The sequence below is a fragment of the Neisseria sp. P0020.S003 genome, from assembly GCF_051957095.1.
Taxonomy (GTDB): domain Bacteria; phylum Pseudomonadota; class Gammaproteobacteria; order Burkholderiales; family Neisseriaceae; genus Neisseria; species Neisseria subflava.
This window is the reverse complement of record NZ_JBQCWU010000006.1, coordinates 58,741-76,519: the sequence shown is the minus strand read 5'-3', so window position 1 is coordinate 76,519 and position 17,779 is coordinate 58,741. Positions and strand designations below refer to the sequence as shown.

Here is a 17,779-nt window from a genome sequence, read left to right as displayed (position 1 = left end):
AGCATAGTAAAAAACAAAGGCCGTCTGAACATTTCAGACGGCTTTTTTATATGTTTGCTTATCAGAACAGGTTGCTGATGAAAATTAGCAGAATCACCAACGGTACAAGGTATTTTACATAAGCAAACCAGATATTGACGGTAGTATGGTTGCCTTTGTAGAGCAATTCCTCCTTCGCTTCATCTTTCATCACGAAGCCGACAAACAAGGCAGAGCCAAGCGCGGTCAGCATAAACAGGATGTTGCCGCTGATATAGTCAAAGGCATCAAAAATGTTTTTACCAAATACGGAAATATCTTTCCATGGGCCGTAGCTCAAGATGGACGGGATATTGCCGAAGATAAAAATACCTGCCAGTACGATGGTAATCGCGGCAGCGCGGCGGATTTTGGTTTTCTCCTGAATGGTCGTAATCAACACTTCATAAATGGTCAGAGAAGTGGTCAGCGCGGCAATCAGAAGCAGGGAGAAGAAAATCACTGCAAACACTGGACCTGCCCACATATTGGAAAACACGATCGGCAGGCTTTGGAACACCAGCGTCGGGCCGGAGTTAGGGGCAACGCCAAAGCTGAAGAGGGAAGGGAAAATCATAAAGCCGGCCAACACGGCAATCAAAGTGTTGGTAATCGCGGTAATCACGGCCGTCTGAACCAGATTTTCGTTTTTATCCAGATAGCTGGATAACGTAATCATCACGCCGAAACCCAAGCTCAAGGCGAAGAATACTTGTCCTAAAACGAAGACGAACAGTTCGGCTGTAATTTTGCTGAAGTCAGGTTTCAGATAGAAGGTAATGCCTTCCATAGCGCCCGGCAGGGTAACGTTGCGCACGACCATGGCAATCAGGAATAAAAACAGCAAAGGCATTAGGTATTTTGCCGCTTTTTCAATACCACCGATCACGCCTTTGACCAATATCCATTGGTTCACAACCACAAATAGGAAGGTGTAGAAAGCAATTTCCCAAGGGCTGTTTTCGATGTGTTCCGTAAAGAAGCTTTTGGTGACTTCGCCGGAAACCGGACTGGAAATGTCCAAATTACCGCCGATGATATTGATGATGTAGCTGATCACCCAGCCGCCGAGCACCATGTAATAGGCCATGATGCCGAATGCGCCGAGCAGGCCCATCCAACCGACCAATTTCCAAACTTTGGCAACGGGTTTGCCATTCATTGTGCCGCCAAACGCATCCAGCGCGTTCACGCCTTTACGGCGGCCGATGACGTTTTCCACTAAAATCATCGGAATACCGATGACCAGCATGGCGATACAGAACAGAAACACATACGCGCCGCCGCCGTTTTCACCGACCAAATACGGGAAACGCCATGTTGCGCCAAAGCCGACAGTCGCGCCGGCAACGGTAAGGATGTAAGTCAAACGGTTGGACCAGGTTTGACGAGGTTGATTGGAAGACATAAATACTCAGATGCATAAAAATAAAGACAACATTTTACCGTAAAGATTTAACGAATCTTGACTAAAGTCGAAAAAGAAAATCAGTTAAAAAAACCATGTAATAAAGAATTTTTAGTGGGTTTCTCTGGTTTGCTTGGTATTGAAACCTGCAAACAGAGAATTTGTCTGAAGCGATATAAATGATTGAAAGAGCCGTAACGATAAAGGCCGTCTGAAAAGTGGGATATGGGAAAGAGTTGTTGTGAGGAGATGGGATAGCACCAAGGTGTGCTTTCAAGTATGTCGGCAACAAAGATGGTATTTATCTAAAGGCTGTCTAAATAACATCTTGTAACCTTAGCTTGGATAGTCGCAGATAGATTTTCTTTCTATAAAACGATTTGTCTGAAATGGAAACGGCACAGATTGATGCGGAAGAGACGAGAAAGAGAAAAGGAGTAATGGCAAGTTAATGAGTGGAGACGGGGTTTAGCAATGATGGCTTCTTTAGATAAGAAGGGCCGTCTGAAAGTACACCCGCTTGGTTGCCAAATTTTAGATAAAAAAAACCATCTATACTAAGGGGAAAGTATAGATGGCCAAACACATTACGGGGAAAACGTCTTACTCACTTACTCACTTCTTTCGAAGCAAGCGTTACTCAGACAGGCGAATTATACAATAGTTCAGTCTTCACAGTGTTAAATTCTGTTAAATAAAAATAATAAGGTTTAGATTTTTGATTTTAAATAAATAAAAAATCCATATTGTTTAAAAATTTATCGAAAAAATTTGGAATTTTTTTAGATTTGGATAAATTTCCATTCTCCGGCGGCTAAATCATCGACATTCCAGTCGCCGAATTCCTCACGGTGGAGCTGCTCGACACGGTTGCCTGCGGCCGCAACCATGCGTTTGACCTGATGGTATTTACCCTCGGTAATAGTCATCATCAATGTGGTTGGGTCGGCCAATACTGCTTCGGCTGCGGCAACGGTTTCATTATCGTCATGCAGGAGGACGCCGTTTTTGAGTGTGGTGCAAAGGGTATCGTCGGCAGGATGTTTCAAAGTGACGCGGTAGAGCTTCGGAACTTTGTGTTTGGGCGAGGTAACGCGGTGGTTAAATTGCCCGTCGTTGGTAATCAGAATAATGCCGGTTGTGTCTGCATCCAAGCGGCCGACTGCCTGCATATCGATATTGCGCATGTGGTCGGGAAACAGGCTGAAGATGCTTGGATATTGCTGAGGTTTGTGCGAAGTCTCGTAATCCGCAGGCTTATGAAGCAGAATGTAGAAATGGGGCATGGGGACGGCGGCAATTTCTTCGCCGTCAACAGACAGGGTGTGCACTTGAGACGGGTCGATATCGTCTTTGGCACGATTATGAATTTCGCCGTTGATGGCAATGCAGTCATTGTCTATCAGCCATTGGCATTGCTTGCGGCTGCCGAGGCCTTGCGATTGGATGTATTTGAGCAGTTGCATGGTTGGTTGAAAAGTAGGAAATGTTCAGACGGCCTTTATTGTACTGGAAAACCGGTGTTTAGGCCGTCTGAAAAGTAGGGGCAAAAAAATCGCCCCTTTAAAATTTTAAGGGGCGCAAAAGGAACACAAACCACTACCAAAAACTGTTACAGGGCAAATTCTCCTATTTGATGTGTTGCCGGATAAAGTGCTTTCATCAAGTCATGCGGTGAAAGCGAGAAATCTTTGCTGTTTGTCGTCAGACGGCCTTGCTGCGGCGTCAGCTCAAGCAATCGAGCATTTGCCGACTGGATAAATTTGTTTTTCGTGCGCTGCATTTTTCTTTGCAGGGCGGAAACAACGCGGTTGTATAAACTGTCTTTTTGTTTGACTTCGCGTGTACCGGCAACCCAGCTCAAGCGTGTATTGCCGTCTTCATCTTCAATCAGCAGGATGCCGGTTTCTGATTGGGGCGATTTGCCCATACAAGGGAGCCAAACATAATATCGGCCATCTAAAGTAATGAATACTGCGTCATGTACTTCGCATTCGTCACAACACTTGGTGGCGATTAAAGAGCGGATGGCTTGTTGGTGCAGTCTCAGAATGTCAAGGGAGACTTGCTTAAAAATACTTTCGGGCATTTTCTTCTCCTTTCATTCTGTTGTGCGGTTGTTTTGTCTCGATGGGTTGTATTATACGGCGATTTTTTAAATTTGCAAATGATAATTGTTCCTATTATTTAATTTATAAGTAAGACATTAATTATTAAAGAAATTAAATTTAAAAATTTTTTTAGAAATTGGGTTTTCTACTCAAAAATGTCGTAATGGATGGCCATTAAATGAAAAAAGAGTAAAGGCCGTCTGAAAAAATCCAGCAATAAAAGGGTATTGCAAAAGCAGCTAAAGTTTTGCTGACTATACATTTCAGACGGCCTTCAGTATGATTCAAGGCGTTTTGATAATTGCAGAAACCACCAACCATGAGCCAACGTCAGATTATCCTCGATACGGAGACCACGGGTCTTTATCCTGAAAACGGCGACCGTCTGGTCGAATTTGCCGGCCTAGAAATGATCAACCGCCAAATGACCGACTCCAACCTTCATTTATATATCCACCCCGAGCGCGATATGCCGGAGGAAGCGGCGAAGGTGCATGGTTTGACGATCGAAGTATTGGAAGCGAAGAATGCGCCGCCGTTTGCCCAAGTGGGTAAACAGATTGCCGACTTTATACGTGGCGCAGAGCTGATTATCCATAATGCCAAGTTTGACGTCGGCTTTCTGAATATGGAATTCCGCCGCATGGGTTTGCCTTCTATTGAGGAACTCGGTTGCAAAGTCACCGATACGCTGGCCATGGCGCGTGAAATGTTCCCGGGGCAAAAGGCAAGCTTGGATGCGTTGTGTAACCGCTTTTCCGTTGACCGCAGCAAACGGGTCTTGCACGGCGCGTTAATCGACTGCGAGCTTTTGGGTGAAGTCTATCTTGCTATGACGCGTCAGCAGTTCGACCTGATGGGCGGCGAGGCGGAAGAAGAGGGCGAAGTCAAACAAACTGTTATTGCCGAAACCAAACGTACATCGCAGTTGAAAGTTATCAAAGCCAATGCAGACGAGCTGGCCGCACATGAGAAATATTTGGACGATTTAGGCGAAGCGTGTGTATGGCGTAAGGCCGAAACGCCTGATGAGGCCAATGCCGGAGCGTCAACATGATGCGCCGCAATATCGCTTTGATTCCTGCTGCTGGTGTGGGGGCGCGATTTGGTGCAGGAAAGCCAAAACAATATGTTGAAATTAATGGTAAAACCGTATTGCAACATACCATTAATATTTTTGAACAACATCCACAGATTGATTTAATCGTCGTTATTCTTTCGCCGGAAGATTCGGTTTTTCAGACGGCCTTGTCTGAAAAGGTACGCGTTTTCCGAGTAGGCGGCGCAAGTCGTGCCGAAACGGTACGCAATGGTGTGTCCGCTTTATTAGAGCAAGGATTGGCCGAGGCGCAAGACAATATCTTGGTGCATGATGCAGCCCGTTGTTGCCTGCCTGCTGAAGCGTTAACGCGTTTGCTTGATGAGGCGGGTGAGAATGATGAGGGCGGTATTTTGGCCATACCGGTGGCCGATACGCTCAAGCGCTCAGACAGCAATCATCATATTGATGAAACCGTTGCGCGCTCAGGATTATGGCAGGCGCAAACGCCGCAGCTTTTTCAGACGGCTTTGTTACACCGTGCTTTATCGGTTGATAATTTAAGTGAGATTACGGATGAAGCATCAGCGGTTGAAAAACTGGGTATCCGGCCGCGCTTGGTGCAGGGCGATACGCGCAATTTGAAATTGACGCTGCCGCAAGACGAATACATCGTTAGATTGTTGCTCAAGGCCGTCTGAACAATCAAAACCCATTATTTAAGGAAACAAATATGAATATCCGTGTCGGACAGGGCTACGATGTCCATCAGTTGGTTGAGGGGCGAGATTTGATACTCGGTGGCGTCAACATTCCGTTTGAAAAAGGATTGCTGGGTCATTCAGATGCCGATGCGCTTTTGCATGCGATTACCGATGCCCTGTTGGGTGCGGCTGGTTTGGGCGATATCGGCAGCCATTTTCCTGATACCGCTGCCGAATTCAAAGATGCCGACAGCCGTGTGCTGTTGCGCAAGGCTTATCAAAGCGTACAGGCATTGGGTTGGAAGGTGGTTAATGTCGATACGACCATGATTGCGCAAAAGCCTAAACTTGCGCCGCATATTCCGGCAATGCGCGCCAATATCGCTGCAGATTTGGGTTTGCCTGAAAACTGCGTGAACATCAAGGGTAAAACCAACGAAAAACTTGGCTATCTGGGACGTATGGAAGCCATTGAAGCGCAAGCGGCAGTATTGCTGATTAAAGCCTAAGAGCTTAAAATTACTTTATTATTCAAACTGAAAGGCTGACAACATGGCAACTCAAGACGAACTCAAACGTATTGCCGCCGAAAAAGCGGTGGAATTTGTTCCTGAAAACGAATACATCGGTATCGGTACCGGCTCTACCATCAACTTCTTTATCGAAGCTTTGGGTAAAAGCGGTAAGAAAATCAAGGGTGCCGTGTCTACTTCTAAAAAATCCAGCGAGCTTTTGGCGAAATATGAGATTCCAGAAGTTTCACTGAATGAAGTGATGGGTTTGGCGGTTTATGTTGACGGCGCAGACGAAGTTAACCACGCGCTGCAAATGATTAAAGGCGGCGGCGGTGCGCATTTGAACGAAAAAATCGTGGCCAGCGCATCCGATAAATTTGTTTGTATCGCCGATGAAAGCAAATATGTTTCCCGTTTGGGCAAATTTCCATTGCCGGTAGAAGTGGTTGAAAATGCCCGTTCGTTGGTGTCGCGCAAACTGCTTGCCATGGGCGGACAGCCTGAGTTGCGTGTTGGTTATACTACTTTCTATGGAAATCAAATCGTTGATGTTCATGGCCTCAATATCGACCAAGCCCTGAAAATGGAAGACGAAATCAATAAAATCACTGGCGTACTCGAAAACGGTATTTTTGCCCGCGATGCCGCCGATGTGTTGGTTTTGGGTACGGCAGAAGGTGCAAAAGTCATCCTGCCTTGTCAGGATTAATGGAGATTAATCAATCTTAAAGGCCGTCTGAAAGTGCATCAGGTCTTTCAGACGGCCTTCAATTTGGCAAAATATGCAAATCAGTAAAATTATAAAATGGTTGCCCGTTGTTTTATCTGTTTTGGGCGCGCTTGGTTACAGCTCACGCGATACCGAGTTGATTCGTACAGGGGTAAGCGTTGCCGCAACATTGGCACAAGGCGACAATATCGGTTTGGAAAAGGTCAATGAATGGCTGGGGGAAAATGTCGTCAAAGCGACATCTGACAGCAAAGCCGAAGATAAACCCAAACCGGAACAAAAACAAAAGTCATCGCGACAATCCTACACATACAACGGAAAAATCATCAAAATCCATGATGGCGATACCATGCACATTATCGATAGCGACGGCAGGAAACACAAAATCCGTATGGCCTATATCGATGCGCCGGAAATCAATCAGGCTTATGGTACGCAATCACGAGACAATCTGATTGATGCAGCATTGAATAAAAAAGCCAAAGTCCGCGTGTTTGAAGCCGATCGTTACCAGCGCGAAGTTGCTCAAGTATCAGTCGGCACGATTGACTTGAATTTGATGCAGATACGGGATGGCACCGCATGGCATTATGAAAGTTATGCCAAAAAACAACAAAGTAAAACCGCCTACACTGACTATTCGGCCGCACAAAAACAAGCCAAGGAAAAACGTAAAGGCTTATGGAAAAAAGATAATCCGCAAGCGCCTTGGCAATTTCGCCATCAAAACCATGAGCAGCAGAACGGCAATAAAAAGCAGTCTGATAAACAATGGTTTGGGATTTGGTAAGTTTTAAGAAAGAGGCCGTCTGAAAACTTTCAGACGGCCTTTAATCATCAAGGTTTAGTATAAGATAAGAATGAGTGGCAGGTTTCTGATTAGAGGGTAAGAGAAATAAAAGTGTAATGTAATATTTTTAAGAAGGGCAGATATGAAAAAAGACACCGTTAGTTGGTGTCTTTAGTATCTGGCAGAGAGGAAGGGATTGAAATTTAATTATACATATATGATTTATTTATAATTATTTTTTTGAAAAGTATAAGTAACACATAAGGTAACACATAAAAACTTATTGCCCACGGTATGGATTAAACCAGCCTTACTGAATTTAGGAAGGTCTCTCTGTTCTACACTGACAGCAGGTAGTGCGCGCTCCCCCTCCCTCCGCGGGGACTCTGTGGGGGTGTGTTTTTTTATGCAGCGGCGGCTCCTACTGCAATCCTTATATTTCATAGGGTTTTCGGCGATTTTCGAACACTGGTTTTTTATACGTTTTTATGCAAGATTTGACATTTTTATGCTGATTTATCCGCTACTTGTAAAATATAATAATAAAGCCGTCCGAAATAAATCAGACGGCCTTTTTTACTCCATTTTTATGGCGTTTAGTATTTGGTCTGTAATGTACTCCAAGTCTTCTTTCGGTAAGCCCAATAGCAGGCGGGATGGCAGGTTTTTTGCCGTGCTACCGTCTTCGTGTTCTGTTGCAATTTGCGCGGCTTTACCGCCGAACCATCCGATTTTTGCATGGTTTTCATCTGCTTTTTGACGCAGCCAGCGGGCTGCACCGATACGGCGAAACATTACCATACGGGATATTGTCGGCGTTTTCAGGTACAAATATTCTCGCCGAAATCCCAAAAGCCTGCGTTCGCCCTCGAACCGTACTAATTCATTCCCGTTTTCTGTGCGACTATATGCAATACGGCCGGTGTAGCCATCTCCGTATTTCTCTCCAAAAAAACGAAACGGGCGGCGGTGTAGTTCCTCTCCATCCCGTAGGCGTCGGAAAGCAAAACGGTCGCCTTGGCGTTTTGCCATCGGATTTCCGTCAGGCTCGATATTGGCTTTAATGCGGTTTTGGTTGCGGCGGCGTAGCTCCGTCGCGATATTGCGCATAAGTTTGGCACGGGCAGACGGTTGAATCTTTAGCGCTAAATGTTCGATTTGGGCAACGAGTGCTTCCAGTTCTTCCATATTTCCTCCTGCACTTGAAGCAAAGGACGCATTATGCGTCCTTTATCTGTTTAAAAACGGGGCGCGGCGGCTCGGATTTTGTTTTGTAGGAGACTAAGCCGTTTTCATCCAAACCGGCAATGACTGTTTCCGTCAATTTTAATTCGATCATTACATCCCAGACATCCGACTCTATCGGCTCTGCCTCGAAAACAAAGGCTCTTGATGATGCGTCTGCGCCCGGGCACAAAATATCCGGCTGATTTTCTTGCAGCCACTTATTCACAATCAAAAAGAGATACGCAGGATCTCGATGGAACTCCTGAACAAAAATATTAAGCGTGTACCTCGCTTCGTAACTCAATGTATTGCGTTTCGGAATAATCTGTCCGGACAAAACCGTCATACGAAGACGGTCAGGTGCAGCTTTAAATTCCGGCAGTGTTTCCTGGATGGCAAGACGCAGGCTTTTTGGTTTTTCCATTTTAGACGGCCTCTTATCTTTTGAATTTCCACCGTTGCTCTTCTTCGCGCTGGCAGTCTATACATAAACGGCACCCCGGCACGGCTTCTCGGCGTGCTTCGGGGATGATTTCGCCGCACTCTTCGCACTCTTGGGCGGATGGCGCGGCGGATTCTTGTTCTTTGTGGCGTAATAACCAGTATTCGCGCATTTTTTGCTCTAAGTCGCAGGCTTGGTCGATGATGTCAGTCATGGTGTAGCTTTCCCTTCTTCGTCTCCTTTTAGGCAGGCTGACAAAGCGTCCCGATAGAGGCGGCACTGCTCAAAAGCCGAGCGATAGGCAATCAATGCGCGAACCATGTCCGCATTGGTTGCAATCTCTTCAGGCGGGTAGGCTTCACATTTCGGCACCGGCGGGCATGACTCGGCAGCCTGTACGGATACCGGCGGATTATGGGCGCAGGCAGCAAGGGCAACGGCGGCAACGAGAACGGAGAGACGTTTCATTTTTATCTTTCATAGTTTGATGTTTAAAAGGGCGCGATCATGCGCCCCGCTGTTATTTTTTATTGATGGTTTGGGCTACATCTTCGGGCAGTTTTTCAGACGACCATTCATGATGCTTAGTCAGTGCTGCTTCGACTTGGCTGTTTTTTTCAGCCTGCACTTTCATCATTTGGTCTACCTGCACCTGCAAGCTTTGGGCGCGGGCTTTATAAATCTTGACTGTTGCGTCTTTTGACTTGATGGCGGCTGCTTGTTCGGCGACTGTTTGTGTCAGTGCCTTATTGCTTTTTCGCATGTGTATCAAGCCATATCCGAGGACGGCAACGGTCAGGATATAAGACACGACAACAACAATAGCTGTTTTCATACCATCCTCCTTTTTAGGCTTCGCTCACGCCTGCTGCCGCAGTGCCGGTAACAATGGGCAGGTTATAACGCTCCGCCGACGGGGACGATTTAACCGGCTTACCATCAACCAATTTAGACGGCCAGTAGTAGCCATCAATGTCTGCGGCGTTAAATGGCACAACAGACACGGCATTGCCCTGATTACCTCCCCATCCCATAATCTGCCCTTTGGCATTTTTACCGCCAACGAAAAACACATGGCCGCCACCTTTTCGGGATTTCACGGCGATACAGCCATAGGCAGGTTTAGACAGCTTGGTTAGACCCGCCTCAGACCATGCCTTGGCACGATACCAATCCTTGATAACGCCGCGCTCGCTTTTGCCGAGACAGTACCCGACAAACAGACCGCACCACGGCGTCTCGTCGTCGGTGTACCAGGCTTTTGCAGCATTGGGAAAACCACCCATCTCTTTGAGCCAAGACTGGATAATCGGGTTATGTTTTGCGCCGATGATTTCTTTCAATCCGACGTGTCGGCGGGCTTCCGCCATCCAAGGCAATTCAGTCATGCTTTCTTCCTTTTTTATTCGTGTGTTTAGATATTTTCTTGCGGTATTTTTTTTGACGCGCGGTTCAAAAAACCTTGATTTTCTGTACTTGGACGTGTTTTCTTCGGGTGGATTTTGCTGATATTCCCGCCACTCCATAGCACTGCACCCGTGTGCAGAGCCAGTCCGAAAATAAGCAACCATATAGTCAGTGATTTGATGGAAAAGGCAGCGGCAAGGGCGAGACTGCAAAACCATACGATAGATAAATAGGCAATTGCCGCACTTAATGGCTTATGCGTTTTTCCGCGGGTGTCAAAAAGGATGATACGAACAGCCGCGGTCAGGGATAGGGCAATGACGGCAGCAGATTGGACTGTATTCATGATTCTTTTTCTTCTTCCATGGTTTTCAGACGGCCTTTTTCAATCAGGCGCATGACACGCTGTAAACCTAAAACCAGTCCGGCAGAAAAAATGGCAGCGGCGGTAAAGCTATTGATGTTCAGTGTTTCACCCGGCAGCAGCCAGTTGATTAGGCCTTCTGCACCGTCGTAACCGAAAATACCGCCGATGAAAGACACAGCAAAAAGCCATGCTTTATTAATCGGGCGCTCTGCCTTTTGGCTTAATACGAACAGCGATGCGCCTATGAGTGCGCCGAAGGCTACGGAGGCGTGGACGTGGTAGCTGCCGATGATAATTACGGCGGCATTGACAGCAGTGGTGGTTTTGTCTTGGGTCATGACGTTTTCAGTCCCATAGATTCAGGGTGGATTTTTGTTGTGCTTCTTCGTTGTTGGCTTGAGGTAGTCGGATAGTCAAACCGGCAGGTAGGAGAGCAGGATATTTCGATAAGCCGTAATTTTCAGGATCGGTCAGGATTTGTTCGGTGTAGCCTGCGGATGTCCCGTAATGGTTCCAAGCGATATTGGCGACGGTATCGCCTTCACGGGTCGTGTATTCCATCAAATTAATTCCGAATCGCAGCGGTGCTCGCCCATGACGGCGGCGGTCGCGTAGTGGGCTTCGCGGCGGTAGTCTTCCGCCTGACTTTGTTTCATTTCTGCTCGCTCCCCCGCTTTGCCTGACGGCTCGGTGTCCGCGTATTTCTCCAGCAGCAGGGATTTGGCGTAGCAATAGACGGCGCGGCGGTAGTGGATGGTCTTAACAGATTCGCCATTGATGACGTCGTCTGAATCGCCAGTTTCGTCGAGCGTGGATTTACCAACCTGAACGGCGGAAATACGGTATTTCTTAAGCTGTCCGTTGACGTGTGCGACGGCTTCGAGGGCGGCGTGATAGACACGCGAACTTGATATGTTCGGCTCTATGCGCATAACTTCGCGGAAGTTTGTTAAGTCAATAACCGGAAAAAACGGAATGCTTCGGATTTCGGATTGGTCGAATTCCTGCCGCCCTTGGTCGGGGTTGTCGGCGAAAACCATCGTCATGATTTGTATCCATACTGAAGAAGCCCGCCCGATATTCAGGCGGGCTTCGGAATAGAGGCGCAGAGGCTTTTACGGATAAGGCCGTCCGCGATTAATCGGGAGGACTTTCCGCAGGCTTGCGCCCGGCGGGGGGAAGATTTCAGCCTTCAAGCTGTTTTTTGAGTGAGGCAATACGGGATTTGACGCCGATTTTGTCGGAATACTGCAAAGCGGATTCGTAGTAGCCTACGGCACCCTGCACGTCTCCGACTTCTTCGGCACGCTCGCCACATGCTTTGAAAAACTTGGCGCGCACAATGTCCGTCAGATTGATTGTGTGCATACCTGTCTCGTCATCCGTACTGCTCAAGAGAGCGAGCAATTCAGCATGATTTTCGGGACTTAAATCGGCACCGGTGGCAAATTGCTCTGCCAACTCTTCGACCAACAGGTCAGGCAAGTCGCGGCGGTAGTCGTCTTGCACCTTCATACCATGCTTGATAGCGAACAGGATGTACGGCACGGCAGTATCAAGGTCGCCAATGTCAATCAGCCACAAAAGTGCGGTAGTGAAGACAGGGTCTGATTCAGACGGCGTTCCTGCTTGATACACGTCTTCAAGCCACGGCAGATACTTCAAAATCATGCCTTTTTTGGCTTTGACTTTATCGGAAACCGCTTTGATTTGGCTCAATACGGAACGGTCTGCGTTGAGGGAGGCGAGCAAGCGGCGGTACGGTTCGGCGGCATTGATGTCCTCTCCGTTTTGTGCGGCTTGCTCTGCCAAAACTTGTTGTTTATGTGCTTGGGCGGGTGTCATTATTTTTCTTTCTGTGGTGTCGTCTGAAACTCAATCGCCGCAACCCATACGGGATGAAGCTCGTTTCAGACGACCTTTGATACAGTCATACGATTTGCGCCTGATTGCTATTTGGCGATTTTGATGTTTTCCACCAAAGCCGCCGCGCCGTACTCTTCGACAACGTAGCAGATGTTTTCCGATTGGTAGTCTGCGATGCGGTCAAATTCAGGCTCGTCCGCCAATTTGCGGCGGTGGCCGCCTTTGTGGAAGTAGATCGACAGATTTTCCAGCGGCGTAACCAGCAGGGTATTTTTCGGGAAATATGGCACGGTAACGACCGGCAGACCGCCCAAGCGTTTTTCACTCATGATGATGTCGGCTGGACGCAGCTCGCTTGCCTTATTGCCCGCCTCTTTGATGACCGCGAAGTATTTTTCGGACAACAAAGATTGATGGCAGATGACAGTCATGCCCGGCATATCGTGGAACTCTTCGTCAATCAGGTTTTCCATGACGTCGGTAACGAGATGGTCGATTGAGGTGTATGGTTTACCTGTACCGATTTCGATTGCCTTCGAAGCCCCACCCATGACGTTGGTCGCTGCATTTTCGCGCAGGTGTTGCAACCAGCCTTTTTGCACATCCTGCAAGAGCGGGTTACTTGCAAAGTTGGTGGTCGCAGCGGCAGACGTGCCGTTGAAGCCGATGGCAATCAGGCTCAACGCTTTGGATTTGACGAGCTGGTTATTAATCAGCTTTACGTATTCGGGGTGAGCGCTCCAAGAGTCCATATCGTCATAGCTGACTTGAGTGTCAAAATTGACTTTTTTGCACAAATACTGGCGGTCGGTCAGGTTGTGATATGGCTTGGGCTGACGGCGTACAGTACCGTCGCCGTTTTTAGTATCAGTTCGCGAGGCATTCAGACCTGTTGATAAACCAATGATTGAGCCGGCAATTTCGGTTTTGCTGATGATGTTGATTTTTTGCAGGAATGTTGACTCCAGGCGGACGGCTTCGCGCATTTTTTGCGAAACGGCGGGCGTTACACTGAAATGGCGGGATACGCCTTCGGCAGTTGTACCGTTGGCTTTGGCGACGGCGTTGATGTATTGCTGGATATACGGGTGCATGGCTTACCTTTTCTTAAAATTCGGAAGCAGGGGTTGTATTCGCGCCGGTATGCGGCTCTGCCTGATTGATCGGGGCGGATTCAATAGCGGCCTTAAAGGCATCGAATTCTTTGCGCAGGGCAGTGTAGTCATCGGCAAGTTTTTGGGTAATTTGGGCAGACTGCTCCAATTCTTTGTTCAGGTCGGCAAAGGCTTGGGTGTAGTCGTTTTTTTCTGTTTCGACAGGGGCGGGATCTGATTTCTTATTGAACATTTTGTCGTGGAGGGCGGCAAAAAAGCCTTTTTTCTCATGTTGGGGTTGGTTGGCAGGTTGGGTCATTGGCAGGCTTTCCATTTCGGTGTAGGCGGCGGTGTAGTTGGTATCTTCAGGATTGAGCTGACGGAACTTGAGCATGGTCGTACCGAGAGATGCAGGGCTATCCGTCATCGCAAGGCCGACCAGATAAGCTTTGCCGGTGTCGGCGAATGGCTTCATGATTTCCATGGATGTATAGACTTTTTCACGCTCTTTGATGTAGCCCAACATTTTTTCAGTAGGGTCGATACGAGCGTAAAGGCGGGTAATACCGTCTGAAGTCTCTGCTTTCAGCTCGAGGACGTCCCCCAGGCCTGAATAGTCGTTTTTGGGAGAATATGGGCGGTAATGCTCAAGGTTGATGCGTGCGCCGTAGGTTTGTGGGTCGTAAGCTTCTGCGGCGGCGATGAGGTCGGCTGATTCGATCGTTCGACCGTCGGCAGTTGCACCGGATTTGCCGATGCAGAACCATCGGTCGCTGAATTTTTCGGTGGAATTTTTGGCGGATTTATTCATGCGTATGCGCTCGGGTGTTTGTTCGTTTTATTTTGGCATTTACGGAAAAGACGGCAAGCGACAGGGGTTTTAGGTGGGTTTTTCAAGTCATGCGGAGCGGGTAGGATTGGCATTTTTGCCCGAAAATCGGGTATTGCCGCTATTTTTTGAAGACATGGAAAAACGTCAGAATATTGAAATTGCCCAAAATATCGACCCGCGCCTTGTTGCGCGGTCTCTTTACTGGCAGGGATGGAAAATTACCGCCATCGGGCGGCATTTGGGACTGAAGCCCGCCACGGTACATTCTTGGAAGCAACGGGAAAACTGGGATGGCGGAACACCGATGCAGCGTGTTGCCTCATCTATTGAGGCGCGCCTGATCCAACTCGTCAACCTGCCGAACAAAACAGACGGCGTTTACAAAGAAATGCGCCAACTTTCCGCATTAATGGGCGGCGAAGGCAAAAGGCCGTCTGAAAAATTAGAAACGCCGAAAAACAACCGATTTGACGGCGCAGACAAGCCGCCTTTTGACAGCGTGCCGACCATAGACCGCCCACCGCGTGAACGTACGGAGCGCACCGAACGCGGCCGCACCCGCTCCGTCGAAAAACCGCCGAAAAACTATATCGCGCCCGAGCAGCAGCAGCGCATGGTAGAGATTTTTGAAGAGCAGTGTTTCGATTATCAGCGGTATTGGGGCGAAATTTATCGGACGCACCGTTTCCGAAATATCTTAAAAAGCCGCCAAATTGGCGCGACTTTCTATTTTGCCCGCGAAGCCTTCCTAACCAGCTTAAAAACGGGCATCAACTCCATTTTCCTGTCTGCGTCCCGCGCACAGGCCTATCAGTTCAAGCAATACATCCTCAACCTCTGCAAGATGGTCGATGTCGAGCTTAAAGGCGGGGATGTGATTTCTTTGCACAATGGCGCGGAACTGCATTTTTTAGGCACCAATTCACGGACAGCACAAGGTCGCAACGGTAACTTGTACGTCGACGAATACTTCTGGATTCCCGATTTTGAGCGGTTGCAAACACTGGCCGAACCGATGGCGAGTCAAAAGCACCTGAAAACGACCTATTTTTCTACGCCGTCATCAGAAGGCCACCCCGCTTACGGCTTTTGGTCGGGGGCGATATTTAACGAAGGCCGCCCTCGAAGCGAGCATATCAAGCTCGATTTGAGCCATGCCGCTTTAAAACACGGTCGTCAGGATGCCGACGCGCAATGGCGGCAAATCGTTACTATTCATGATGCGCATGAATCAGGCTGCAACCTCTTCGATATTGATTATCTGCGCCAGCGCAACTCGCCCGACAAGTTTGCGCAGCTCTTTGAGTGTCAATTCGTCCCGGACGGCGAGGGCGTGTTTCATTTTGCCGACCTTCAGGCCTGCGGCGTCGAATCGTGGGATTGGACTTGGTACAAACCTGACATGATGCGTCCGGCAGGGAACATCCCCGTATGGATAGGCTACGACCCGAGCTATACCGGTGACGCGTCCGGCTTGGTGGTCGCCGTCCCGCCGCAACGCAACGGCGAACCATTCCGAATTTTAGAAACGCACATGATTAATGGGGCGGATTTCGAATCACAGGCCAAAATCATTCGCGGCATGACGGAGAAATTCAACGTTACCAAAATCGTTATCGACGCAAACGGTATCGGCGCGGCGGTGTACGACCTTGTAAAAAAATTCTACCCGCCCGCCATCGGCATGACTTACACGCCCGACATTAAAGGGATGATGGTTTTAAAAACGCAGAACCTGCTCAAAAACAAACGTATCGAGTGGGACGCGGGAAAAATTGATTTGCAGATGGCGTTTTTATCCGTCCGACGCGCAATTACCGCCAGCGGACGGAACATTACTTACGAATCGACGCGCAGCAAAATAGCCAGTCATGGCGATTTGGCTTGGGCTGCGATGATGTTGTTTTATCAAGAGCCGCTGGACAATGTTGTCAGCGGACGTTTTGAGATTGATAGTTAAAGGATTTTTATGTCTGATTTAAATTCGACAGGCAATGAACCACGCACAGATTTAGAGATTTTCAGTTGGGGCTACGACGATCGTTTGTCTTGGCTCGGCGCGGCGTGGGAATGCGCCGACAACGGCCATTATTATGAACTGCCCGTCAATCAGGAGGACTTGATCGGTTTACTCCGAGTAGGTGTACATCATTCGTCTGCGCTGCATTGTAAACTGAACGTCCTAACTTCCACATTCGAACCGACCGCGCTGTTGAGCCGCGCCGAATTCAAAAAGCTGGCATTTAATTTCCTCGTAACCGGCAACGGCTATCTGTCGGCGGAGCGCAACCGATTCGGCAAGGTCTTGGGATTTAAAAACCGACTGTCCGTCTATATGCGCCGCTCTTCGAAAAATTACGACAAAGACGGCTATTTCTACCTGCGCAACCATGTTTTCGAGACTGCAGACTTTATCCCAAAATCGGATATTATTCATTTGATGCAGCCCGATTTGGTGCAGGAGATTTACGGCATCCCCGATTATTTAGCGGGTTTAAGTTCGGCAGAGCTCAACCACTCGGCCACGACATTCAGACGGCGCTACTACGACAACGGCAGCCATGCAGGCTTTATCGTGTATGCAACCGACAACAATATGAATAATGATGACTGGAATAATCTCAAGGACCAATTTAAAAAAGCGCAACGCGAAGGCAATTTCCGCAATGTCTTTTTGCGCTCGCCTGACGGTAAACCTGAAGGTATCAAACTGATTCCGATTTCAGAGGTTGCCGCCAAGGATGAATTTTTAAATATTAAAGGAGTAACCTCCCAAGATATGCTGACAATACACCGCGTGCCTCCTTCATTGATGGGGGTCGTCCCGACGGCGGCGGGCGGCTTGGGCGATGCCCGGACGGCGGCGGAAGTATTCGCCGCGAATGAAATCGAGCCGATACAGGCGGCGTTTCTCGAAGCAAACGACGCATTCGGCGCGGAAGTTTTTAAATTTAAGCCGTACACTTTGGCAACGGCCAAGGTGGATAAATAGGATAAGGCCGTCTGAAAAGTTTCAGACGGCCTTTTTTTATTTGGCGAAGTATTCATCCCTCATTCTGATAACGTCATCTTTCTTATAGAGGTTGTCCCGTCCCAATAACTTCGGTTGCGGTATCAGCCCCGCCCGGCGGCGCGCCCAAATGGTTGTCGTGGACGGCGGCTTTTTGCCCGGTATCGTCCATAGTTTCTTCACTTCATCCAACGTGATGTATTCACCCATTTTTGTTCC

At 48.2% G+C, this 17,779-nt stretch carries 24 protein-coding genes; 7 read left to right on the top strand and 17 right to left on the bottom strand.

Going from position 1 to position 17,779, the window contains the following annotated elements; translation table 11 throughout:
• Nucleotides 1-61: 61 nt before the first annotated feature.
• From ACTHTQ_RS05525 to ACTHTQ_RS05515, 3 genes are all read right to left on the bottom strand, one after another.
• Nucleotides 62-1,426 (bottom strand): sodium-dependent transporter, encoded by a 1,365-nt coding sequence (locus tag ACTHTQ_RS05525; RefSeq protein WP_107792050.1) that lies wholly within the window; start codon nucleotides 1,424-1,426, stop codon nucleotides 62-64.
• Nucleotides 1,427-2,208: 782 nt separating this feature from the next.
• A complete protein-coding gene (locus tag ACTHTQ_RS05520) occupies nucleotides 2,209-2,892 on the bottom strand; it encodes a 16S rRNA pseudouridine(516) synthase (RefSeq protein WP_283120981.1) in 684 nt (227 codons plus the stop codon).
• Nucleotides 2,893-3,038: 146 nt separating this feature from the next.
• Entirely contained in the window at nucleotides 3,039-3,515 is a 477-nt protein-coding gene (locus ACTHTQ_RS05515; protein ID WP_003683363.1) for a hypothetical protein, read from the bottom strand.
• A 341-nt stretch (nucleotides 3,516-3,856) separates the two neighbouring features.
• Here ACTHTQ_RS05515 and dnaQ point away from each other — a divergent pair, with 341 nt between their 5' ends.
• The 5 genes from dnaQ to ACTHTQ_RS05490 all read left to right on the top strand — a co-directional run bounded on the left by dnaQ (nucleotide 3,857) and on the right by ACTHTQ_RS05490 (nucleotide 7,315).
• Complete coding sequence (gene dnaQ, locus ACTHTQ_RS05510; protein ID WP_440363349.1) at nucleotides 3,857-4,594, top strand: DNA polymerase III subunit epsilon; 738 nt, start codon at nucleotides 3,857-3,859, stop codon at nucleotides 4,592-4,594.
• Entirely contained in the window at nucleotides 4,591-5,277 is a 687-nt protein-coding gene (gene ispD / locus ACTHTQ_RS05505) for a 2-C-methyl-D-erythritol 4-phosphate cytidylyltransferase (RefSeq protein ID WP_440363341.1), read from the top strand. The genes dnaQ and ispD overlap by 4 nt, the downstream gene beginning before the upstream one ends.
• Before the next feature lie 32 nt (nucleotides 5,278-5,309).
• Entirely contained in the window at nucleotides 5,310-5,789 is a 480-nt protein-coding gene (ispF, locus tag ACTHTQ_RS05500; RefSeq protein WP_440363340.1) for a 2-C-methyl-D-erythritol 2,4-cyclodiphosphate synthase, read from the top strand.
• Nucleotides 5,790-5,832: 43 nt separating this feature from the next.
• Entirely contained in the window at nucleotides 5,833-6,504 is a 672-nt protein-coding gene (gene rpiA, locus ACTHTQ_RS05495; RefSeq protein WP_003679072.1) for a ribose-5-phosphate isomerase RpiA, read from the top strand.
• A gap of 73 nt (nucleotides 6,505-6,577) precedes the next feature.
• Nucleotides 6,578-7,315 carry a thermonuclease family protein gene (locus ACTHTQ_RS05490; protein WP_049352366.1) on the top strand — a complete coding sequence of 246 codons (738 nt, stop codon included), beginning with the start codon at nucleotides 6,578-6,580 and terminating at the stop codon, nucleotides 7,313-7,315.
• Nucleotides 7,316-7,891: 576 nt separating this feature from the next.
• On the opposite strand, the gene ACTHTQ_RS05485 is transcribed toward ACTHTQ_RS05490, so the two are convergent.
• From ACTHTQ_RS05485 to ACTHTQ_RS05425, 13 genes are all read right to left on the bottom strand, one after another.
• Entirely contained in the window at nucleotides 7,892-8,503 is a 612-nt protein-coding gene (locus tag ACTHTQ_RS05485; protein ID WP_440363339.1) for a phage virion morphogenesis protein, read from the bottom strand.
• 31 nt (nucleotides 8,504-8,534) lie between these two features.
• Entirely contained in the window at nucleotides 8,535-8,966 is a 432-nt protein-coding gene (locus tag ACTHTQ_RS05480) for a phage tail protein (protein ID WP_440363338.1), read from the bottom strand.
• Nucleotides 8,967-8,979: 13 nt separating this feature from the next.
• Entirely contained in the window at nucleotides 8,980-9,198 is a 219-nt protein-coding gene (locus ACTHTQ_RS05475) for a TraR/DksA C4-type zinc finger protein (RefSeq protein ID WP_063075539.1), read from the bottom strand.
• A complete protein-coding gene (gene lysC / locus ACTHTQ_RS05470) occupies nucleotides 9,195-9,452 on the bottom strand; it encodes an Rz1-like lysis system protein LysC (protein ID WP_440363337.1) in 258 nt (85 codons plus the stop codon). The genes ACTHTQ_RS05475 and lysC overlap by 4 nt, the downstream gene beginning before the upstream one ends.
• 52 nt (nucleotides 9,453-9,504) lie before the next feature.
• Nucleotides 9,505-9,819 (bottom strand): twin transmembrane helix small protein, encoded by a 315-nt coding sequence (locus ACTHTQ_RS05465; RefSeq protein ID WP_440363336.1) that lies wholly within the window; start codon nucleotides 9,817-9,819, stop codon nucleotides 9,505-9,507.
• Nucleotides 9,820-9,832: 13 nt separating this feature from the next.
• Complete coding sequence (locus tag ACTHTQ_RS05460) at nucleotides 9,833-10,372, bottom strand: TIGR02594 family protein (RefSeq protein WP_440363335.1); 540 nt, start codon at nucleotides 10,370-10,372, stop codon at nucleotides 9,833-9,835.
• 26 nt (nucleotides 10,373-10,398) lie between these two features.
• A complete protein-coding gene (locus ACTHTQ_RS05455; RefSeq protein ID WP_141752541.1) occupies nucleotides 10,399-10,737 on the bottom strand; it encodes a phage holin family protein in 339 nt (112 codons plus the stop codon).
• The gene (locus ACTHTQ_RS05450; protein ID WP_440363334.1) at nucleotides 10,734-11,096 is read right to left on the bottom strand and encodes a putative holin; all 363 of its coding nucleotides are present in this window, start codon (nucleotides 11,094-11,096) and stop codon (nucleotides 10,734-10,736) included. Before ACTHTQ_RS05450 ends, ACTHTQ_RS05455 begins: the two co-directional genes overlap by 4 nt.
• Before the next feature lie 7 nt (nucleotides 11,097-11,103).
• Nucleotides 11,104-11,319: a tail protein X gene (locus ACTHTQ_RS05445; RefSeq protein ID WP_440363333.1), complete on the bottom strand. Its 216-nt coding sequence runs from the start codon at nucleotides 11,317-11,319 to the stop codon at nucleotides 11,104-11,106.
• A complete protein-coding gene (locus ACTHTQ_RS05440) occupies nucleotides 11,319-11,804 on the bottom strand; it encodes a head completion/stabilization protein (protein ID WP_440363332.1) in 486 nt (161 codons plus the stop codon). Before ACTHTQ_RS05440 ends, ACTHTQ_RS05445 begins: the two co-directional genes overlap by 1 nt.
• Nucleotides 11,805-11,943: 139 nt before the next feature.
• Nucleotides 11,944-12,603, bottom strand: a complete 660-nt coding sequence (gpM, locus tag ACTHTQ_RS05435; protein ID WP_440363331.1) for a phage terminase small subunit — start codon at nucleotides 12,601-12,603, stop codon at nucleotides 11,944-11,946.
• Nucleotides 12,604-12,710: 107 nt separating this feature from the next.
• Nucleotides 12,711-13,718, bottom strand: coding sequence for a phage major capsid protein, P2 family (locus ACTHTQ_RS05430; protein WP_440363330.1), 1,008 nt, complete (start codon nucleotides 13,716-13,718; stop codon nucleotides 12,711-12,713).
• A 13-nt stretch (nucleotides 13,719-13,731) separates the two neighbouring features.
• Nucleotides 13,732-14,529 carry a GPO family capsid scaffolding protein gene (locus ACTHTQ_RS05425; protein ID WP_070646911.1) on the bottom strand — a complete coding sequence of 266 codons (798 nt, stop codon included), beginning with the start codon at nucleotides 14,527-14,529 and terminating at the stop codon, nucleotides 13,732-13,734.
• Nucleotides 14,530-14,602: 73 nt separating this feature from the next.
• On the opposite strand from ACTHTQ_RS05425, the gene ACTHTQ_RS05420 reads away from it, so the two are divergent.
• Together ACTHTQ_RS05420 and ACTHTQ_RS05415 are read left to right on the top strand one after the other, a co-directional pair.
• Nucleotides 14,603-16,510, top strand: a complete 1,908-nt coding sequence (locus ACTHTQ_RS05420; RefSeq protein WP_440363329.1) for a terminase large subunit domain-containing protein — start codon at nucleotides 14,603-14,605, stop codon at nucleotides 16,508-16,510.
• A 9-nt stretch (nucleotides 16,511-16,519) separates the two neighbouring features.
• Complete coding sequence (locus ACTHTQ_RS05415) at nucleotides 16,520-17,542, top strand: phage portal protein (protein WP_070646960.1); 1,023 nt, start codon at nucleotides 16,520-16,522, stop codon at nucleotides 17,540-17,542.
• A 36-nt stretch (nucleotides 17,543-17,578) separates the two neighbouring features.
• Here ACTHTQ_RS05415 and ACTHTQ_RS05410 read toward each other — a convergent pair whose 3' ends face one another.
• The gene (locus ACTHTQ_RS05410) at nucleotides 17,579-17,770 is read right to left on the bottom strand and encodes a hypothetical protein (protein ID WP_063075550.1); all 192 of its coding nucleotides are present in this window, start codon (nucleotides 17,768-17,770) and stop codon (nucleotides 17,579-17,581) included.
• Nucleotides 17,771-17,779: the final 9 nt, after the last annotated feature.

Coding starts and splice junctions, on each gene's coding strand:
- gpM (WP_440363331.1), bottom strand. CDS start 12,603: ATGACACCCGCCCAAGCACATAAACAACAAGTTTTGGCAGAGCAAGCC.
- ACTHTQ_RS05480 (WP_440363338.1), bottom strand. CDS start 8,966: ATGGAAAAACCAAAAAGCCTGCGTCTTGCCATCCAGGAAACACTGCCG.
- ACTHTQ_RS05430 (WP_440363330.1), bottom strand. CDS start 13,718: ATGCACCCGTATATCCAGCAATACATCAACGCCGTCGCCAAAGCCAAC.
- ACTHTQ_RS05490 (WP_049352366.1), top strand. CDS start 6,578: ATGCAAATCAGTAAAATTATAAAATGGTTGCCCGTTGTTTTATCTGTT.
- ACTHTQ_RS05415 (WP_070646960.1), top strand. CDS start 16,520: ATGTCTGATTTAAATTCGACAGGCAATGAACCACGCACAGATTTAGAG.
- ACTHTQ_RS05465 (WP_440363336.1), bottom strand. CDS start 9,819: ATGAAAACAGCTATTGTTGTTGTCGTGTCTTATATCCTGACCGTTGCC.
- ACTHTQ_RS05485 (WP_440363339.1), bottom strand. CDS start 8,503: ATGGAAGAACTGGAAGCACTCGTTGCCCAAATCGAACATTTAGCGCTA.
- ispF (WP_440363340.1), top strand. CDS start 5,310: ATGAATATCCGTGTCGGACAGGGCTACGATGTCCATCAGTTGGTTGAG.
- ACTHTQ_RS05515 (WP_003683363.1), bottom strand. CDS start 3,515: ATGCCCGAAAGTATTTTTAAGCAAGTCTCCCTTGACATTCTGAGACTG.
- ACTHTQ_RS05410 (WP_063075550.1), bottom strand. CDS start 17,770: ATGGGTGAATACATCACGTTGGATGAAGTGAAGAAACTATGGACGATA.
- ACTHTQ_RS05460 (WP_440363335.1), bottom strand. CDS start 10,372: ATGACTGAATTGCCTTGGATGGCGGAAGCCCGCCGACACGTCGGATTG.
- ACTHTQ_RS05450 (WP_440363334.1), bottom strand. CDS start 11,096: ATGACCCAAGACAAAACCACCACTGCTGTCAATGCCGCCGTAATTATC.
- lysC (WP_440363337.1), bottom strand. CDS start 9,452: ATGAAACGTCTCTCCGTTCTCGTTGCCGCCGTTGCCCTTGCTGCCTGC.
- ACTHTQ_RS05520 (WP_283120981.1), bottom strand. CDS start 2,892: ATGCAACTGCTCAAATACATCCAATCGCAAGGCCTCGGCAGCCGCAAG.
- ACTHTQ_RS05445 (WP_440363333.1), bottom strand. CDS start 11,319: ATGGAATACACGACCCGTGAAGGCGATACCGTCGCCAATATCGCTTGG.
- ACTHTQ_RS05455 (WP_141752541.1), bottom strand. CDS start 10,737: ATGAATACAGTCCAATCTGCTGCCGTCATTGCCCTATCCCTGACCGCG.
- dnaQ (WP_440363349.1), top strand. CDS start 3,857: ATGAGCCAACGTCAGATTATCCTCGATACGGAGACCACGGGTCTTTAT.
- ACTHTQ_RS05440 (WP_440363332.1), bottom strand. CDS start 11,804: ATGACGATGGTTTTCGCCGACAACCCCGACCAAGGGCGGCAGGAATTC.
- rpiA (WP_003679072.1), top strand. CDS start 5,833: ATGGCAACTCAAGACGAACTCAAACGTATTGCCGCCGAAAAAGCGGTG.
- ACTHTQ_RS05425 (WP_070646911.1), bottom strand. CDS start 14,529: ATGAATAAATCCGCCAAAAATTCCACCGAAAAATTCAGCGACCGATGG.
- ACTHTQ_RS05475 (WP_063075539.1), bottom strand. CDS start 9,198: ATGACTGACATCATCGACCAAGCCTGCGACTTAGAGCAAAAAATGCGC.
- ACTHTQ_RS05525 (WP_107792050.1), bottom strand. CDS start 1,426: ATGTCTTCCAATCAACCTCGTCAAACCTGGTCCAACCGTTTGACTTAC.
- ispD (WP_440363341.1), top strand. CDS start 4,591: ATGATGCGCCGCAATATCGCTTTGATTCCTGCTGCTGGTGTGGGGGCG.